We start from the raw sequence: 14,011 nt of genomic DNA on the forward strand, positions 1-14,011 counted from the left end.
TAGGTTAATCGTTCATATATTGATAAAATAATCTTAACGCATAAGAGCGGTATAAAGAAAGGGGAGGCTCAACGATAATGGTAACAACCATGAAAGAAATCAATCATTTTTTTGAACGGCGCCAAGTTCAATTGGGCATGAATTTTGGCCTATCACGGATGGAAGCATTGTTAACTGAATTAGGTGACCCGCACAAGGCGCTAAAGTATATTCACATTGCGGGATCCAACGGGAAGGGTTCAACACTGCAATATATTAAAGAAATCTTACTTGCCCAAGGGATTCGGGTCGCGTCCTTCACTTCGCCTTATTTAATACGGATGAATGAACAGCTGAAGATAAATGAGGATGAAATCAGTGATAAGGATTTTATCGCTGTCTTCCGGAAGCTTTGGCCGATCATCCAAGAGATGGATAGTAAGGGGAATGGTCCCACTCAGTTCGAAATTTTGACTGCGATGGCATTTTCTTATTTTAGCAAAAAGGAAGTGGATTTGGTTTTGATGGAAACCGGTTTGGGGGGCAGGCTTGATACAACGAATGTCATCCAGCCGTTTCTTTCGATCATTACCTCGATTTCTTTGGAACATACGAACATCCTGGGTAACACGCTTGGGGAAATTGCTTTTGAGAAGGCGGGCATCATTAAAAGCGGGGCGCCGATCATCAGCGGAGTCAAAGCCGGGGAACCATCAAAAGTAATTGAAGAAAAAGCATCATCATTAGGCGTACCGTATTACCAATTAGGTAAAGACTTTCATGTAGGCAATATAAAGCAAAGTGAACGGGGGCAAAGTTTCTCATTTTCGCTTGCCGACAGATCCATCAAAAATGTGGAAATGCGGATGTTAGGCCGTCATCAAATGGAGAATGCGGCACTGGCCATTGCTGCTGTCACACTAGGTATGGAAAATATCGATGAAAAAAACATACTTAAAGGAATAGGGGAAGCGAAATGGGATGGCCGCTTTGAAAAAATATCGGATGAGCCGTTGGTGATCATTGATGGTGCCCATAATCCTGCCGGCATCGACGTGCTGAAGGAAACGCTAAAAGTGCATTACCCCGACTATAAGTACCGATTCGTATTCAGTTCATTTAAAGATAAAAATTATTCGGAGATGCTTCATGGACTGGAAACGGAAGCGATGGAAATCATCATTACCGAATTCGAGCATGAACGGGCGGCGGATGCGAAAACGCTATATGAAAAATGCAGTCATCCAAATAAAAGTATAAACAAGGATTGGCAGGCGGCGATAACGGAAGGCAGAAGGAAAACGGGGGAACAAGAGATTCTTGTCATCACAGGGTCCCTTCATTTCCTTTCACTTGTGAGGGAATTCCTGACCAGGGGAAATGTTTGACGTTTTTCTAGGGTGGTGAGGGATGTGCCTTACTTGTGGATCGATTATCTTTCCTTCTATTATGCAGAGAGAACCAGTGAATGATCAACTTAATGAGTAACCTGAAAAAGGATCTTTTCAAGGTCCTTTTCTCTTGTTAACAGAGTCTCTTGAAAAGAAAAACTCTAAAAGAGAGATTGATAACAAATCACCAAGTATATTTGTTAAAATATGTTTATATATTGATTCTATATGACGGATGAATAGTAGGATCTACTTAATGAAAAGACGGGAGGAATGAATGATCATGAAGAACCCAAGTGTTCATTACATAGCGGAAGGGACTTTTATATTAGGGTTTCAAAGAAGGGCAATCGAATCCTCATGCACTTTGTATAAATGATGGTTATCCATATCTATCTCTTCGTCTTGGGCTTAATTTTAGGCTCATTCTTTAACGTTGTCGGTTTAAGTGTTCCAGCCAATCATTCATTTGCGAATCGCCGCTCCGCCTGCCCTTCTTGCGGGCGTACATTGACATTCTTCGAGTTGATACCCGTTATTTCTTATATGTTGCAAGATGGAAAATGCCGGGGCTGTAAAACAAGGATTTCCCCCCTTTATCCGGTAGTGGAAATGCTGACCGGTGTTTTGTTTGCCTCTGCTCCCATATTCCTTGGCTGGTCGAACGAACTCTTGATTGGCTGGACATTGATTTCATTATTTATGATCATCTTCGTGACAGATGTCGCCTATATGCTCATACCAGATAAAATCCTGCTTTTCTTTACGGTGATTTTTATCGTTCTAAGAGTCTCATTTCCCCTGTCGCCCTGGTGGGATTCAATTTTCGGGGCAGCGGTTGGCTTTAGCCTGCTATTATTAATCGCTGTCGTGAGTGAGGGTGGCATGGGCGGCGGTGATATCAAGCTATTTGCAGTGATTGGCTTTGTACTGGGAATGAAGATGGTGCTGTTATCGTTTCTTTTTGCGTGCTTTTATGGGGCATTCCTTGGCATCATCGGGCTGCTGACCGGATTCCTAAAAAAGAAAACCCTTATTCCTTTTGGACCGTATATCGTTTTTGGGACATTGACTGCTTATTTTTGGGGCGATTCCCTTTTACATTGGTATGTAACTTTTTTAAGATGAGCTTAAAGGATCATCCTGATCCAAAAGGAATTTGTCAAAATTCACCTGAACAATAGCGCAGGAGGGAACCATCCCCAATTGGCCGGAAGAGAAGATGACATGAAAGAGGAATGCATGTAATTGGTGAGAGGCGATATTGAATGGTTCATGAAGCAGAAGTACCAGTAGCTGGAATTCCCTTTTGGCTACCCATATATGAATAGGGAAATTTGACGAAACCTATTAATGGCAAGACGACAAAAGTCTTGTTATTTTTTTTTACCTCTATGTTAGGATGAAAAAAATGATCTGGAGGGGAGGAAAAAAATTGGGCAAGCCGGAACAAAGCAAAGGTGTAACGATTAAAATAAATGGGGAAGAAAAAGTATTTGCCGATAAAAAGATTGAAAGTCAAGAGGCGGCGAGTAAGGAGCAGGAACAAACAGATGAGAGTTTCGAATGGATACTCCCTGAGGATTCAAACGAAAACAAAATCGTATTGGTTCCCACACCGCCAAAGAAGAAAATGCCTAAGCTCATCAGTTTTGGTACCAGTTCGCTGAAAAGTTTGGATAAAAGACCGATCAAGACATTCATGATCGCTGTCATTTGTGCTGTTTTTTTTGGGTCGATTCTTGGCTTGATCGCCGTTAAAACGATAACAAAGGAAAAAGCCGAAGTATCTTCGGTCGAGACCTCGATTCCAACGGAAGCCACTGTTGAGGATAAAAAAGCGGCAGTGACTGAACCAGGAAACCAGCTGAAGACATTCCTTGTACAGGGAGGAGTATTCAGCAGCGAGGATGCGGCAAGGCAAATACAAAAGAAAATCATTGAAAAGCAGGTTCCTGCTGAAATTTTCAAATTGGAAGACAGCTATTATCTATTCTTGGGATCGGCAGAGAGTCTAGCTGCAAGTAAGGAGCTGGCCTTGTTCTTAAAGTCCTATGATGTGGACGTATACTGGAAGGAAATCGATTTTGAAGCTTCTGGGACAAGCCAAGAGGATGAGAAAACCCTCGAGAAGATGAAGGCAGTATATGCTTCGTTGGCAGAATCATCCGCAACAAAGCTTCGTGGAAAGGAAGGGACGGTAAACGAAGAAACCCTGAAAATAAACATGGATGAACTGAAGGCGGGGAAATTATCGCCGGAGTTTTCGAATATGAACGATGACCTGACTGCTGCCGCAAAGTCGATTGACGATTATGAGACTTCCAAAAATGAAGAAAAGCTATTCCAGGCTCAAGAAAGTCTTCTTGATTTTTTATTGAATTTCCAAAATATATCGAGTTAATTAGAGAGAAAAAAGGGGGGCTGCCTAATGGGACAAGCTCCCCAATATGAAACCATCTGTGACACCTTTTTTATTTTCCGGGAAATACTTACAGGCATTTGTCGATTCCTAGTAATCAATAATTGTGGATTGCACCATAATTTGATAGGATAGATATGTATCTCCCTATGTAAAGAAAGGTGACTTTTATATTATGCAGCCATTGATTTTAGCTTCTTCATCACCACGTCGTAAAGAACTTCTACAATTTCTTCAAATCCCCTTTGAATGCATGAATTCCAATGTCGATGAAAGTATTGATGAAAACATGTGTCCTGATGCAGCGGTGAAAGAACTGGCCTCCCGTAAAGCGGAAGCCATCGCAGCAAAATTTCAGGAAAGCTGGGTAATCGGCTCGGATACCGTTGTTGTCCTTGATGGTGAGATATTGGGTAAGCCGACAAGCCGGGCGGATGGAAAAAGAATGCTGGAAATGTTATCAGGACGGACACATGAAGTATACACAGGTGTCTCCATCCTATTCGGCAGGCATCGCAGAGTATTCGCAGAAAAAACGGAAGTGACATTTTGGGAGCTGCCAGAAGCTGAAATCGAACGTTATCTGGATAGCGGGGAACCTTTTGACAAAGCTGGCGGCTATGGGATTCAAGGATACGGATCTCTTCTTGTCGAACAAATCAAAGGGGACTATTTCTCAGTCGTCGGGCTTCCGGTCTCAAGACTGGCCCGGGAACTTAAAGCGATGCAGGTAGAGTTAGGATAATCTGATTTCCTCTGGCATCTTCCCTTTTCTAAGGAAGGGTTGATCTTTTGAGCGAAAAAATGTTAATACGGGATTACCCGAAAGAAGAGAGGCCGCGCGAAAGGTTTCTGCAAGACGGACCGCAAAGTCTCTCCAATCAGGAATTGCTCGCTCTGCTATTGAGGACGGGATCTAGGGAAGAATCAGTCCTGCAACTATCCAGCAGGCTCATCAATTCCTTCAAGGGCCTGCGCCTGTTAAAAGAAGCCTCTGTGGAAGAACTGACCATGATTAAAGGGATTGGTGAAGCAAAAGCGATTCAAATCCTGGCCTCTGTCGAACTTGGCAGGAGAATCAGCAATTTGAATGATCAAGACCGTTATGTGATTCGATCTCCTGAAGATGGAGCCAATTATTGCATGGAAGAAATGCGGTTTTTATCACAGGAACATTTCGTCTGTCTCTATTTAAATACGAAAAATCAAGTGCTTCAAAAAACTACGGTATTCATCGGCAGCCTCAATGCCTCGATCGTGCATCCGCGCGAGGTCTTTAAAGAGGCTTTCAAAAGGTCCGCCGCCTCTATCATCTGTCTTCATAACCACCCCTCCGGAGACCCCTCTCCCAGCAGAGAAGATATTGAAGTGACGAAAAGGTTAGTCGAATGTGGTAAAATAATCGGGATTGAAGTATTGGACCATATCATCATCGGGGAGCATAAATATGTTAGTTTGAAGGAAAAAGGTTATTTATGACACTATCAAAATTTTTGACGATACGATATAATATTGTTTATGATTTTTAAAAGAGGAAACTTTTTCAAAACTCTTATTGTCAAAAAACGACAAATTATTATTTGAACTTATAAAAAAGGCATTTTTGTTTACGAAAGGGAGATACCATAATGTTTGGAATTGGCGCTAGAGATATAGGGATTGATTTAGGAACGGCGAATACGCTTGTCTATGTGAAAGGAAAAGGTATCGCAGTACGTGAACCATCGGTTGTAGCTGTGCAAACAGATACAAAGCAAATCGTTGCAGTCGGAAACGATGCGAAAAACATGATCGGCCGTACACCTGGTAACGTGGTTGCCCTTCGCCCGATGAAGGATGGAGTTATAGCCGATTATGAAACGACGGCTACCATGATGAAGTACTATATGAAGGAAGCTCAAAAGAAGGGCGTATTCGGCAACAAGCCATATGTCATGATTTGTGTGCCTTCTGGAATTACGGCAGTTGAGCAGCGTGCAGTCATCGATGCAGCTAGACAAGCTGGAGCCCGTGACGCATATCCTATCGAAGAACCGTTTGCAGCAGCGATCGGTGCGGACCTTCCTGTTTGGGAGCCTACAGGCAGCATGGTCGTTGATATCGGCGGAGGAACGACGGAAGTGGCAATCATTTCCCTTGGCGGAATCGTTACAAGCCAATCGATCCGCATTGCCGGTGACGAAATGGATGATGCCATTATCGTTTACATCCGTAAGAACTACAATTTGATGATCGGTGAGCGTACTGCTGAAGCGATCAAAATGGAAATTGGTTCTGCTGGAGACACGGAAGGCGTAGAAAACATGGAAATTCGCGGCCGTGACCTATTGACTGGATTACCGAAAACGATCGAAATTACAGCTGAGGAAATATCCAAAGCATTAAGCGACACAGTTTCTGCAATTGTGGATTCCGTGAAAAACACTTTAGAGAAAACACCACCTGAATTAGCTGCTGACATCATGGACAGAGGCATTGTGCTGACAGGCGGGGGTGCTTTGCTGCGCAATTTGGATAAAGTCATCAGTGAAGAAACGCAAATGCCGGTGATCATCGCTGAAAATCCACTGGATTGTGTTGCAATCGGAACGGGAAAAGCGCTGGACCACATTCATTTATTCAAGACTAAATCAAGAGATTCGCGATAAGCATCACTTCTCAAATAGGGCCGGCTCAACAAAAGGTGCAATTTTGAGCCGGTTTTTCTTATGTTTTGCCGTTTAATTAAATCCATAGTGTAATTTTAAGACCATAGAGTAAATTTTTAGATAGAGGTGTAATCACCATGCCACAGTTTTTTAATAAAAAGCTCCTTCTCTTGCTCGTTAGTATTATCGTTCTCGTGGCATTGATCGGTTTTTCATTAAGGGAGAGAGAAGAGTTGACTTGGCCGGAGCAATTCCTGAAAGATACGACAGGCTGGGTCGGAAATGTGTTTAATAAGCCAGTATCGGGTATAACAGGTTTTGTAGGGGGCTTAAAAGACCTTCAACATACATACGATGAAAACAAAAAATTGAAAGCCCGCTTGGATGAATATGTATTATTGAAAACCCAAGTCCAGGATTTAAAGGAAGAAAATGAAGAACTTCGCGATAACCTCAAAAAAGAAGATGACCTGCGGAAGTATTCGCCCACTCAGGCGACGGTCATTGGACGCAATCCCGACCGCTGGCATGAAATGCTGACGATTAATAAAGGGAAGCGTAATGGGGTAGAAAAAAACATGGCTGTCATCACGTCCAATGGGTTAGTCGGTAAGGTGAAATCAGCGACGGATTTCACGGCCTCGGTTCAACTTTTAAGTTCGATCGATAAAGCCAACCGTGTCTCTGCCATCGTTCAAGGTGATGATAAAGCGTATGGCTTGATTGAAGGATTCGATGATAAGAAGAACCTTTTGCTGATGAAACGGATTCCATATGATAAAAAGATCAAGAAAAATTCATTGGTCATCACATCCGGTTATGGAGGGATCTTTCCGAAAGGTCTGCTGATCGGGAAAGTTGTCGATGTCAAAGTGGATCAATATGGATTGAACCAGACCGCATATATTGAACCTTCGACGGATTTTTACGATATTAATAATGTTATGGTCGTTCAGCGCGAAGTGGACGGTGCACCGAAAGAAAGTGAAGGGGAGGATGAATCTGAGTGAGATATTTCATCCTTTCTTTTATAGCCTTGGTTTTTTTTGTTTTTGAAAGCATCTTCGCCCAGATGTTCGCTGGCGATGCATTCGGGGCCGATAAAATCCTCGTGCCCCATTTCATGATGATTTTCGTTTTTTTCCTGACCATGTACGGGTCCAGGAAAATGGGTATGCTTTACGGGGCGATTCTTGGGTTGACTTATGATGTTGTATATACGGAAATCCTTGGGATTTACATGTTCCTGCTGCCTTTTCTTGCCTATCTGATATCGAAAAGCATGAAAATCATGCAAAATAATATATTGATTGCCTGCCTTACTGCGCTTTTATTCACGGCAATTTTAGAGATTGTCATCTTTCAGATGAATATCATCCTCTCATTTGCAGATATGGGATTTGGCGAATTTGCGGAACGGAGATTGATTCCGACATTATTATTGAATCTCGCATTCATTATTATCAGCTGCTATCCTTTAAAGAGAATGATTGAAAAGCTTGATTTGCAAGGTGAAACGGAATAACGTTCCTGTGTCTTAAGTAGCAGGTGGGAAATGTATTTTCTCTTTTCCGTGTACGTAGAAAAAGGAAATTTGTTTTCCTATGTCGAATTATATTTCATTGAGGTGAAACAAACGTCATGAATAAAAGAATTCAGCAAAATGTCATGATTAAGGGAACAAAAGACGGGTTCATGCTTCATCTCGATGATTCTTGCTCATTTTCCGAATTATTGAAAGAGTTAGAAGTGAAGCTTTCGGCAAACTATCAGTTTCAAGAAAATGACCCGTCCATTTCCGTAAAAGTACATACAGGGAACCGCTATCTTGATGAACAACAAGAAGAAAAGATTAAAGAGGTCATCCATAAAAAGAAGAAGCTTTTCGTAGATGAGATGATTTCGAATGTCCTGACGAAGGATGAAGCGAAACGATGGAAAGATGAGAACCAAGTGACGACCGTGACCAAGGTGATAAGGTCGGGACAGGTTTTTGAAGTTCCCGGAGACTTACTTCTAATTGGGGATGTCAATCCCGACGGAACGGTTCGTGCGGGTGGCAACATATATATCATGGGACAGCTCAAGGGAATAGCCCATGCCGGATATAAAGGGAATAATGAAGCCATTATAGCTGCCTCCGTCATGAAGCCCGCCCAGCTGCGCATTGCCGGACAAGTGAATTTATCTCCTGACCAATATACGAAATGGGGACATGACTTGGAATGTGCCTTCATGGATGAAGACGAAAATATCATTATAGAAAAACTGCAAGTCTTAAAGAAATATAGACCTAATTTAAATAGATTAGAAGGGGGTCTCTAATCGTGGGAGAGGCAATAGTTATAACATCCGGTAAGGGTGGTGTCGGGAAAACGACCACCTCCGCCAATTTAGGAACATCTTTAGCTCTTCTAGGCAAAAAGGTTTGCTTGATTGATACGGATATTGGTCTTCGGAATTTGGATGTGATCATGGGATTGGAGAATCGCATCATCTATGATTTGGTCGATGTGGTCGAAGGGCGCTGTAAGATACATCAAGCGCTTATTAAAGATAAACATTTCGAAGATTTGCTTTATCTGCTTCCAGCTCCGCAAAATAGTGATAAATCAGTCGTGAATGAAGAGCAGATGAGGAAACTCATAAGCGATATGAAGCCTGACTATGATTATGTCATCATTGATTGCCCTGCAGGCATTGAACAGGGCTTCAGGAATGCCATAGCTGGGGCAGACAAGGCGATCATCGTTACGACTGCAGAGAGACCGGCTGTAAGGGATGCTGACCGTATTATTGGCCTGCTTGAAAAAGAGGAGCATATTGAACCGCCTCAATTGATCATCAACCGAATACGCGGCCATTTGCTTCATGAGGATGAAGAAATGGATATCGATGGAGTTGCCGATTTTCTTAAGATTGATTTGATCGGCGTCATTCCTGATGATGACCAAGTCATAGTGGCAGCGAATAAAAAGGAACCCATTGCCTATAATCCGGACAATAGAGTTTCGCTTGCCTATCGGAACATTGCCAGAAGGATCCTTGGTGAATCTGTGCCCTTGACTCCAATTGGCAGCGAACCAAAGGGCTTCATGTCCAAATTGAAAAAATTCTTTAGCGTGCGGTAAATCTATATTCCATATCAAGAAGCGGGGAGCATTCGATGCCCTCGCTTTTTTTGCTGCACGGAACTTCATGTAAATAAAAAAGGCAAGCCATATCTGGCTTGCCTGTTCAATATGCTAAAATCCAGCGGGTTATCCGCGTCTTCCGCCTCTGCCGCCGCGTTTTGATTCAGTGCTGCGTTTAAGAGTCGATAAATTTTCTTCACTAGTCTTTAAAAAGCGAACCATTTTATCTTCGAAATTTTCCTTTGGTTGGAAGTTACCTTTTGAACGAAAATCTTTAGAACGGCTATCCCCTTGGCGTGGTGGGCGTTTGGTATAAGAAGAGGTTTGCCCTTCGGGTCTATCTATAGCCTTTTTGATGGACAAGGCAGTTTTTCCGTCTTTCTCACTAATCACTTTTACTTCAATTTGGTCGCCTACTTTAAGATGGTCATTAACGTCTTTTACATAGCTATCTGCTACCTCACTGATATGCACAAGACCTGTTGAGCCTCCTGGTAATTCTACGAATGCTCCAAAATTAGTGATACCTGTTACTTTACCTTGTACTTTGCTGCCTATTTCGATTGACATAAAAAAATGTTCCCCCTCAGTAATGTTAAAACCACTTTATTATAACAAATTTAGGGGAACAATATCAATCTCAATTATTCGATTTTCTGAATCGATGCCCGAATCTCCTTGGAAATTCATAAGTTTCCGGGTGATTTTTCATTGGGAAAAATTTTTTTCTGGGATGTGTAGAAAGAAAATATTTTCTCCGTCATAGTCTGGACAAGTTGCTCATACTTTGTAATATAGCGCTTTGACATGAGCAGGGGGGAAATCTGGAATGGATGATCGCAGGAAAGATATCCGCAATCGTATCGCCAAGAGACGTAAGTTTAATGATAAACCGGCAGGAAGCAGTAGTTGGACGGAGATCAACAATGAGGAACCATATGGGATTGATTCATATAACGGGTATTCCGAGAAAGATCATCCGCTCTTCAAGAAAGAATATTTTTTCTTTAAAATCCTTGCCAGTGTATGCCTGTTCCTGATTATCGCTGTGATGTTCAAACACCCTTCTGTGCGGCTGGACCCTGCCAGAAGTTTTGTCACGGAGAACATGAACAAGGAATTTCAGTTCGCTTCAATTTCCAACTGGTATGAAAGTGCGTTTGGTAAACCGATCGCTTTTTTACCGAATGAAGCCGATAAGGAATCTGTTGATTCGAATGAAGAATATGCAATGCCAGCTTCTGCGAAGATTACCCAAACCTTCGAGACGAACGGTGAGGGTATCATATTGGAAACGAGCAAAGGCTCAAAGGTCGAGGCCGTCAATGAAGGGGTAGTCATTTTTGCCGGTGAAAAGGAGGGGATTGGAAAGACTGTCGTCATTCAGCATGCCAACAAAAGTGAATCTTGGTATGGGCAGCTGGAAGGAATTGATGTGAAATTGTATGAGTTCGTTAAAAAGGGCAATGAAGTCGGACAGGTTACACTAAGTGAAGATGGATCCAAGGGCAGATTTTATTTGGCGATAAAAGAAAATGATGCTTTCGTCGATCCTAAAAAGGTGATTTCCTTTGAGTGAATATGGGAAATTACTGTTTAAAATCAGGGTGCACCCGACATTGTGGTTTGTAATTGGCATCGCCATCCTCACTGCCCATTTCGTTGAAGTGATGATGCTGTTGCTCATCGTCTTCATTCATGAGATGGGGCATGCGGTCTGTGCTCAGCACTTCAAATGGCGGATAAAGTCGATCCAGCTGCTTCCTTTTGGTGGGGCTGTCGAGACTGAGGAATATGGAAATAAGAGTTTGAAAGAGGATTTGGCGGTGGTGCTTGCCGGTCCGCTTCAACATGTTTGGCTCATTGGTGCAGCTTTTTTGCTCTATTTCTTTACTATTATCCCATATGAGCTGTATCAGCCCTTTTTGTATATGAATCTTATGCTGCTGATTTTTAATCTGCTGCCAATTTGGCCCTTGGACGGGGGCCGGCTGCTATTCATCGGTGTATCCCTATACTGCACCTTTCTGGAAGCGCAGAAACATACACTTCACTTTTCAGCAGTATTCGCTGTCCTGGCTTTTTTGACCTGGCTCATTCTGGATCCGCTCAATTTGAACATCTGGCTCATCATCTTTTTCATAAGTCTCTCACTCGTCATGGAATGGCGGCAGAGGTATTATGCGTTCATCCGCTTTCTTTTGCAGCGCCATTACGGGCATACGAATGATTTGGCGAAACTGAAGCCGATCTCGGTGGATTCACAAGAACCGATTTATAAGGTGCTGGAACTGTTTCAACGCGGTTGTAAACACCCCGTCATCATCATGAAAAACGGGAAAGAGAGCGGCTCTTTGGATGAAACGGAAATCCTTCATGCTTATTTTTCAGAGAAAATGACAAACGGGAAAATCGGCGACCTATTATATTCTTATTAAATATGTTATCCTTTCTTCAAATTGAGGAGAGGATTTTTTTTGATGAAAAAAATGATCGCGAACCTAGCTTCACGCGAAAAAAGAGTGGCCGTACTTGAGAATGGTGTTTTACGTAAACTTGAAATCATGCCGCCTCAAAAGCGCAGTACGGTCGGTAATATTTATCTTGGGAAGGTGACGAAGGTGTTACCGGGAATGGATGCCGTCTTCATAGATTATGGTGCAGAGAAGAATGGTTTTTTACACCGTGACGAGATTCCCTCTTTCCAGCTGACAAAAAAAAGTGTAGGGAAAGCATCCATTGGTCAATTTGTCCGTCAGGGAGAAAAGCTGCTAGTTCAGGTGACTCGGGATGAAACGGGCACCAAAGGAGCTAAATTGACTGGGTTGATCGAGTTTTCAACAGATTCCCTCGTATACATACATGGAATAGATTATGTTGGTGTTTCAAAGAAATTCAAAAACGAAGATCTTCAGAAGCAATGGCGGGAAACGGCCTTGCAGTATAAAAATCCTGATGAGGGATTGATTGTCCGCACCTCGATGGAGAACGAAAGTGAATCGGTCTTCCTTGACAGGTTAACTGGATTGCGGGAGCTCTTTAAAGGGCTTGAAGGTAAGGCTGCGTCCCTCAAGGCGCCGTCCATTCTCTATGAGAGGGACGCATACCTTGACATGATCATTTCCGAAATGTCGGGAACGGTGACCGGGGAACTTGCCATCGATGACTTCGAGGCCTATCGGGAGTTGAAAAAGTGGATACAGGAAAACCGTAAGGAGTGGGAAATATCCCATGTATCGGGTACCAAGAATATTTTTTCCGAATGGAATGTGGAAGCGCAAGTTGAGAAAATGGCCAAGAAAATCGTTTGGCTTGAGAATGGCGGATATTTAATTTTTGAAGAAACGGAAGCTTTCACCGTAATCGATGTCAATTCAGGTAAGTTCACGGGCAAGGTGGCGAAGGAAGCAACATTGTTTGCCGTTAATCAGGCTGCGGCGAAAGAGGTCGCCCGTCAACTGAGATTGAGGAATATCAGCGGAATCATCTTGATAGATTTCATAAATATGGAGAATTCACGGCATAAGCAGGAAATCATCGAAATCGTCAAAAAGGAAGCGGTGAATGATGAAAAGCGAATCCAGGTCATCGGCTTTACGGAATTGGGCATTTTACAAATGACGAGAAAGCGAACCTCCCCGTCTTTAAGTGAAATGATGTCGGTGTCTTGCCCCGTGTGCAGTGGAAGCGGTAAAATCGAGAGCCCGGAAACGGTGGCCTTCCGGTTGGAACGGGAACTGCTGGAACACAGGAAGACGGATGAAGAAGCGGTCTGGGTGGAGGTCAGTGAAGCGGTGGCGGACGTGCTGCTGGGTGAAAAGGAATCATATCGGCCGACACTGGAGGAATTGATCGCTAAAAAGATATTCCTATCTTTTATCCCAGGTTCGAGGAATGCCTATTCCATCAAGCGCTTCGGGAGCATTCAGGAAATCGGGCGGGCTTTCGGGTGAAGAGCGGGAATTCTTATAAATATATTGACAGCCTTTCCTGTTTCATGTTAGGATTTTAATGTTATGTTTGTAGCACCCGTGCTACAACCGCTCAACAACGGGTTTTAAGCTTTTGCCTTTTTGGTAAAACGCCTGTGATTGGCGAGTCTGAGACATTTAAGGAGGTGCAAGTATGTACGCAATTATCGAAACTGGCGGTAAACAAATTAAAGTAGCAGCTGGCGAAGCGGTTTACATTGAAAAATTAAACGCAGAAGCAGGCGAAACTGTTACATTTGACAAAGTTTTATTCGTAGGTGGCGAAGACGTGAAAGTCGGTGCTCCACTAGTTGAAGGCGCTACTGTAACAGGTACTGTCGAAAAACAAGGTAAGCAAAAGAAAATCACTGTTTTCAAATACAAAGCGAAAAAGAACAATCGTAAAAAACAAGGTCATCGTCAACCATACACTAAAGTTGTTATCGAAGCAATCAACGCGTAAGGG

General features: G+C 42.9%; 15 protein-coding genes and 1 other annotated feature. Of the genes, 14 read left to right on the top strand and 1 reads right to left on the bottom strand.

The annotated features are described in order from the left end of the window. Positions 1-77 precede the first annotated feature (77 nt). The 10 genes from QFZ73_RS19370 to minD all read left to right on the top strand — a co-directional run bounded on the left by QFZ73_RS19370 (position 78) and on the right by minD (position 9,571). Positions 78-1,367, top strand: coding sequence for a bifunctional folylpolyglutamate synthase/dihydrofolate synthase (locus QFZ73_RS19370; RefSeq protein ID WP_307269570.1), 1,290 nt, complete (start codon positions 78-80; stop codon positions 1,365-1,367). A 378-nt stretch (positions 1,368-1,745) separates the two neighbouring features. Then, positions 1,746-2,498 (top strand): prepilin peptidase, encoded by a 753-nt coding sequence (locus QFZ73_RS19375; protein WP_307269574.1) that lies wholly within the window; start codon positions 1,746-1,748, stop codon positions 2,496-2,498. Between the two features lie 307 nt (positions 2,499-2,805). Further along, entirely contained in the window at positions 2,806-3,774 is a 969-nt protein-coding gene (locus QFZ73_RS19380) for a hypothetical protein (protein ID WP_307269577.1), read from the top strand. A 193-nt stretch (positions 3,775-3,967) separates the two neighbouring features. Further along, positions 3,968-4,537 carry a Maf family protein gene (locus QFZ73_RS19385; protein WP_307269581.1) on the top strand — a complete coding sequence of 190 codons (570 nt, stop codon included), beginning with the start codon at positions 3,968-3,970 and terminating at the stop codon, positions 4,535-4,537. A gap of 59 nt (positions 4,538-4,596) precedes the next feature. After that, positions 4,597-5,271 (top strand): RadC family protein, encoded by a 675-nt coding sequence (gene radC / locus QFZ73_RS19390; protein WP_307272925.1) that lies wholly within the window; start codon positions 4,597-4,599, stop codon positions 5,269-5,271. A gap of 149 nt (positions 5,272-5,420) precedes the next feature. After that, on the top strand, positions 5,421-6,440 hold the full coding sequence (locus QFZ73_RS19395; protein WP_034308871.1) for a rod shape-determining protein: 1,020 nt from the start codon (positions 5,421-5,423) through the stop codon (positions 6,438-6,440). A gap of 137 nt (positions 6,441-6,577) precedes the next feature. Continuing rightward, a complete protein-coding gene (mreC, locus tag QFZ73_RS19400) occupies positions 6,578-7,450 on the top strand; it encodes a rod shape-determining protein MreC (protein WP_251429032.1) in 873 nt (290 codons plus the stop codon). Beyond that, a complete protein-coding gene (gene mreD, locus QFZ73_RS19405) occupies positions 7,447-7,965 on the top strand; it encodes a rod shape-determining protein MreD (protein ID WP_251429030.1) in 519 nt (172 codons plus the stop codon). Before mreC ends, mreD begins: the two co-directional genes overlap by 4 nt. 116 nt (positions 7,966-8,081) lie before the next feature. After that, on the top strand, positions 8,082-8,765 hold the full coding sequence (gene minC, locus QFZ73_RS19410) for a septum site-determining protein MinC (protein ID WP_251429028.1): 684 nt from the start codon (positions 8,082-8,084) through the stop codon (positions 8,763-8,765). A gap of 2 nt (positions 8,766-8,767) precedes the next feature. Further along, positions 8,768-9,571, top strand: a complete 804-nt coding sequence (gene minD, locus QFZ73_RS19415; RefSeq protein WP_251429026.1) for a septum site-determining protein MinD — start codon at positions 8,768-8,770, stop codon at positions 9,569-9,571. Between the two features lie 129 nt (positions 9,572-9,700). Here minD and QFZ73_RS19420 read toward each other — a convergent pair whose 3' ends face one another. After that, positions 9,701-10,144 (bottom strand): S1 domain-containing RNA-binding protein, encoded by a 444-nt coding sequence (locus QFZ73_RS19420; protein ID WP_034308861.1) that lies wholly within the window; start codon positions 10,142-10,144, stop codon positions 9,701-9,703. Positions 10,145-10,403: 259 nt separating this feature from the next. On the opposite strand from QFZ73_RS19420, the gene QFZ73_RS19425 reads away from it, so the two are divergent. The 4 genes from QFZ73_RS19425 (at position 10,404) to rplU (ending at position 14,008) form a co-directional block, all read left to right on the top strand. Then, positions 10,404-11,153 (top strand): M23 family metallopeptidase, encoded by a 750-nt coding sequence (locus QFZ73_RS19425; protein ID WP_251429024.1) that lies wholly within the window; start codon positions 10,404-10,406, stop codon positions 11,151-11,153. Further along, positions 11,146-12,012 (top strand): M50 family metallopeptidase, encoded by an 867-nt coding sequence (locus QFZ73_RS19430; RefSeq protein ID WP_251429022.1) that lies wholly within the window; start codon positions 11,146-11,148, stop codon positions 12,010-12,012. Before QFZ73_RS19425 ends, QFZ73_RS19430 begins: the two co-directional genes overlap by 8 nt. Before the next feature lie 42 nt (positions 12,013-12,054). Next, on the top strand, positions 12,055-13,527 hold the full coding sequence (locus tag QFZ73_RS19435; RefSeq protein ID WP_307272928.1) for an Rne/Rng family ribonuclease: 1,473 nt from the start codon (positions 12,055-12,057) through the stop codon (positions 13,525-13,527). 75 nt (positions 13,528-13,602) lie between these two features. After that, positions 13,603-13,686, top strand: a sequence feature (ribosomal protein L21 leader region). 13 nt (positions 13,687-13,699) lie between these two features. After that, on the top strand, positions 13,700-14,008 hold the full coding sequence (gene rplU / locus QFZ73_RS19440) for a 50S ribosomal protein L21 (RefSeq protein WP_034308849.1): 309 nt from the start codon (positions 13,700-13,702) through the stop codon (positions 14,006-14,008). The last annotated feature ends 3 nt before the right edge of the window (positions 14,009-14,011 follow it).

This window comes from Peribacillus sp. V2I11 (genome assembly GCF_030817135.1).
Taxonomy (GTDB): Bacteria; Bacillota; Bacilli; order Bacillales; family DSM-1321; genus Peribacillus; species Peribacillus simplex.

Excerpts from the sequence above, each read along its gene's own strand:
- QFZ73_RS19370 (WP_307269570.1), top strand. The coding sequence starts at position 78 with ATGGTAACAACCATGAAAGAAATCAATCATTTTTTTGAACGGCGCCAA.
- QFZ73_RS19375 (WP_307269574.1), top strand. The coding sequence starts at position 1,746 with ATGATGGTTATCCATATCTATCTCTTCGTCTTGGGCTTAATTTTAGGC.
- QFZ73_RS19385 (WP_307269581.1), top strand. The coding sequence starts at position 3,968 with ATGCAGCCATTGATTTTAGCTTCTTCATCACCACGTCGTAAAGAACTT.
- radC (WP_307272925.1), top strand. The coding sequence starts at position 4,597 with ATGTTAATACGGGATTACCCGAAAGAAGAGAGGCCGCGCGAAAGGTTT.
- QFZ73_RS19395 (WP_034308871.1), top strand. The coding sequence starts at position 5,421 with ATGTTTGGAATTGGCGCTAGAGATATAGGGATTGATTTAGGAACGGCG.
- mreC (WP_251429032.1), top strand. The coding sequence starts at position 6,578 with ATGCCACAGTTTTTTAATAAAAAGCTCCTTCTCTTGCTCGTTAGTATT.
- minC (WP_251429028.1), top strand. The coding sequence starts at position 8,082 with ATGAATAAAAGAATTCAGCAAAATGTCATGATTAAGGGAACAAAAGAC.
- QFZ73_RS19420 (WP_034308861.1), bottom strand. The coding sequence starts at position 10,144 with ATGTCAATCGAAATAGGCAGCAAAGTACAAGGTAAAGTAACAGGTATC.
- QFZ73_RS19425 (WP_251429024.1), top strand. The coding sequence starts at position 10,404 with ATGGATGATCGCAGGAAAGATATCCGCAATCGTATCGCCAAGAGACGT.
- QFZ73_RS19435 (WP_307272928.1), top strand. The coding sequence starts at position 12,055 with ATGAAAAAAATGATCGCGAACCTAGCTTCACGCGAAAAAAGAGTGGCC.
- rplU (WP_034308849.1), top strand. The coding sequence starts at position 13,700 with ATGTACGCAATTATCGAAACTGGCGGTAAACAAATTAAAGTAGCAGCT.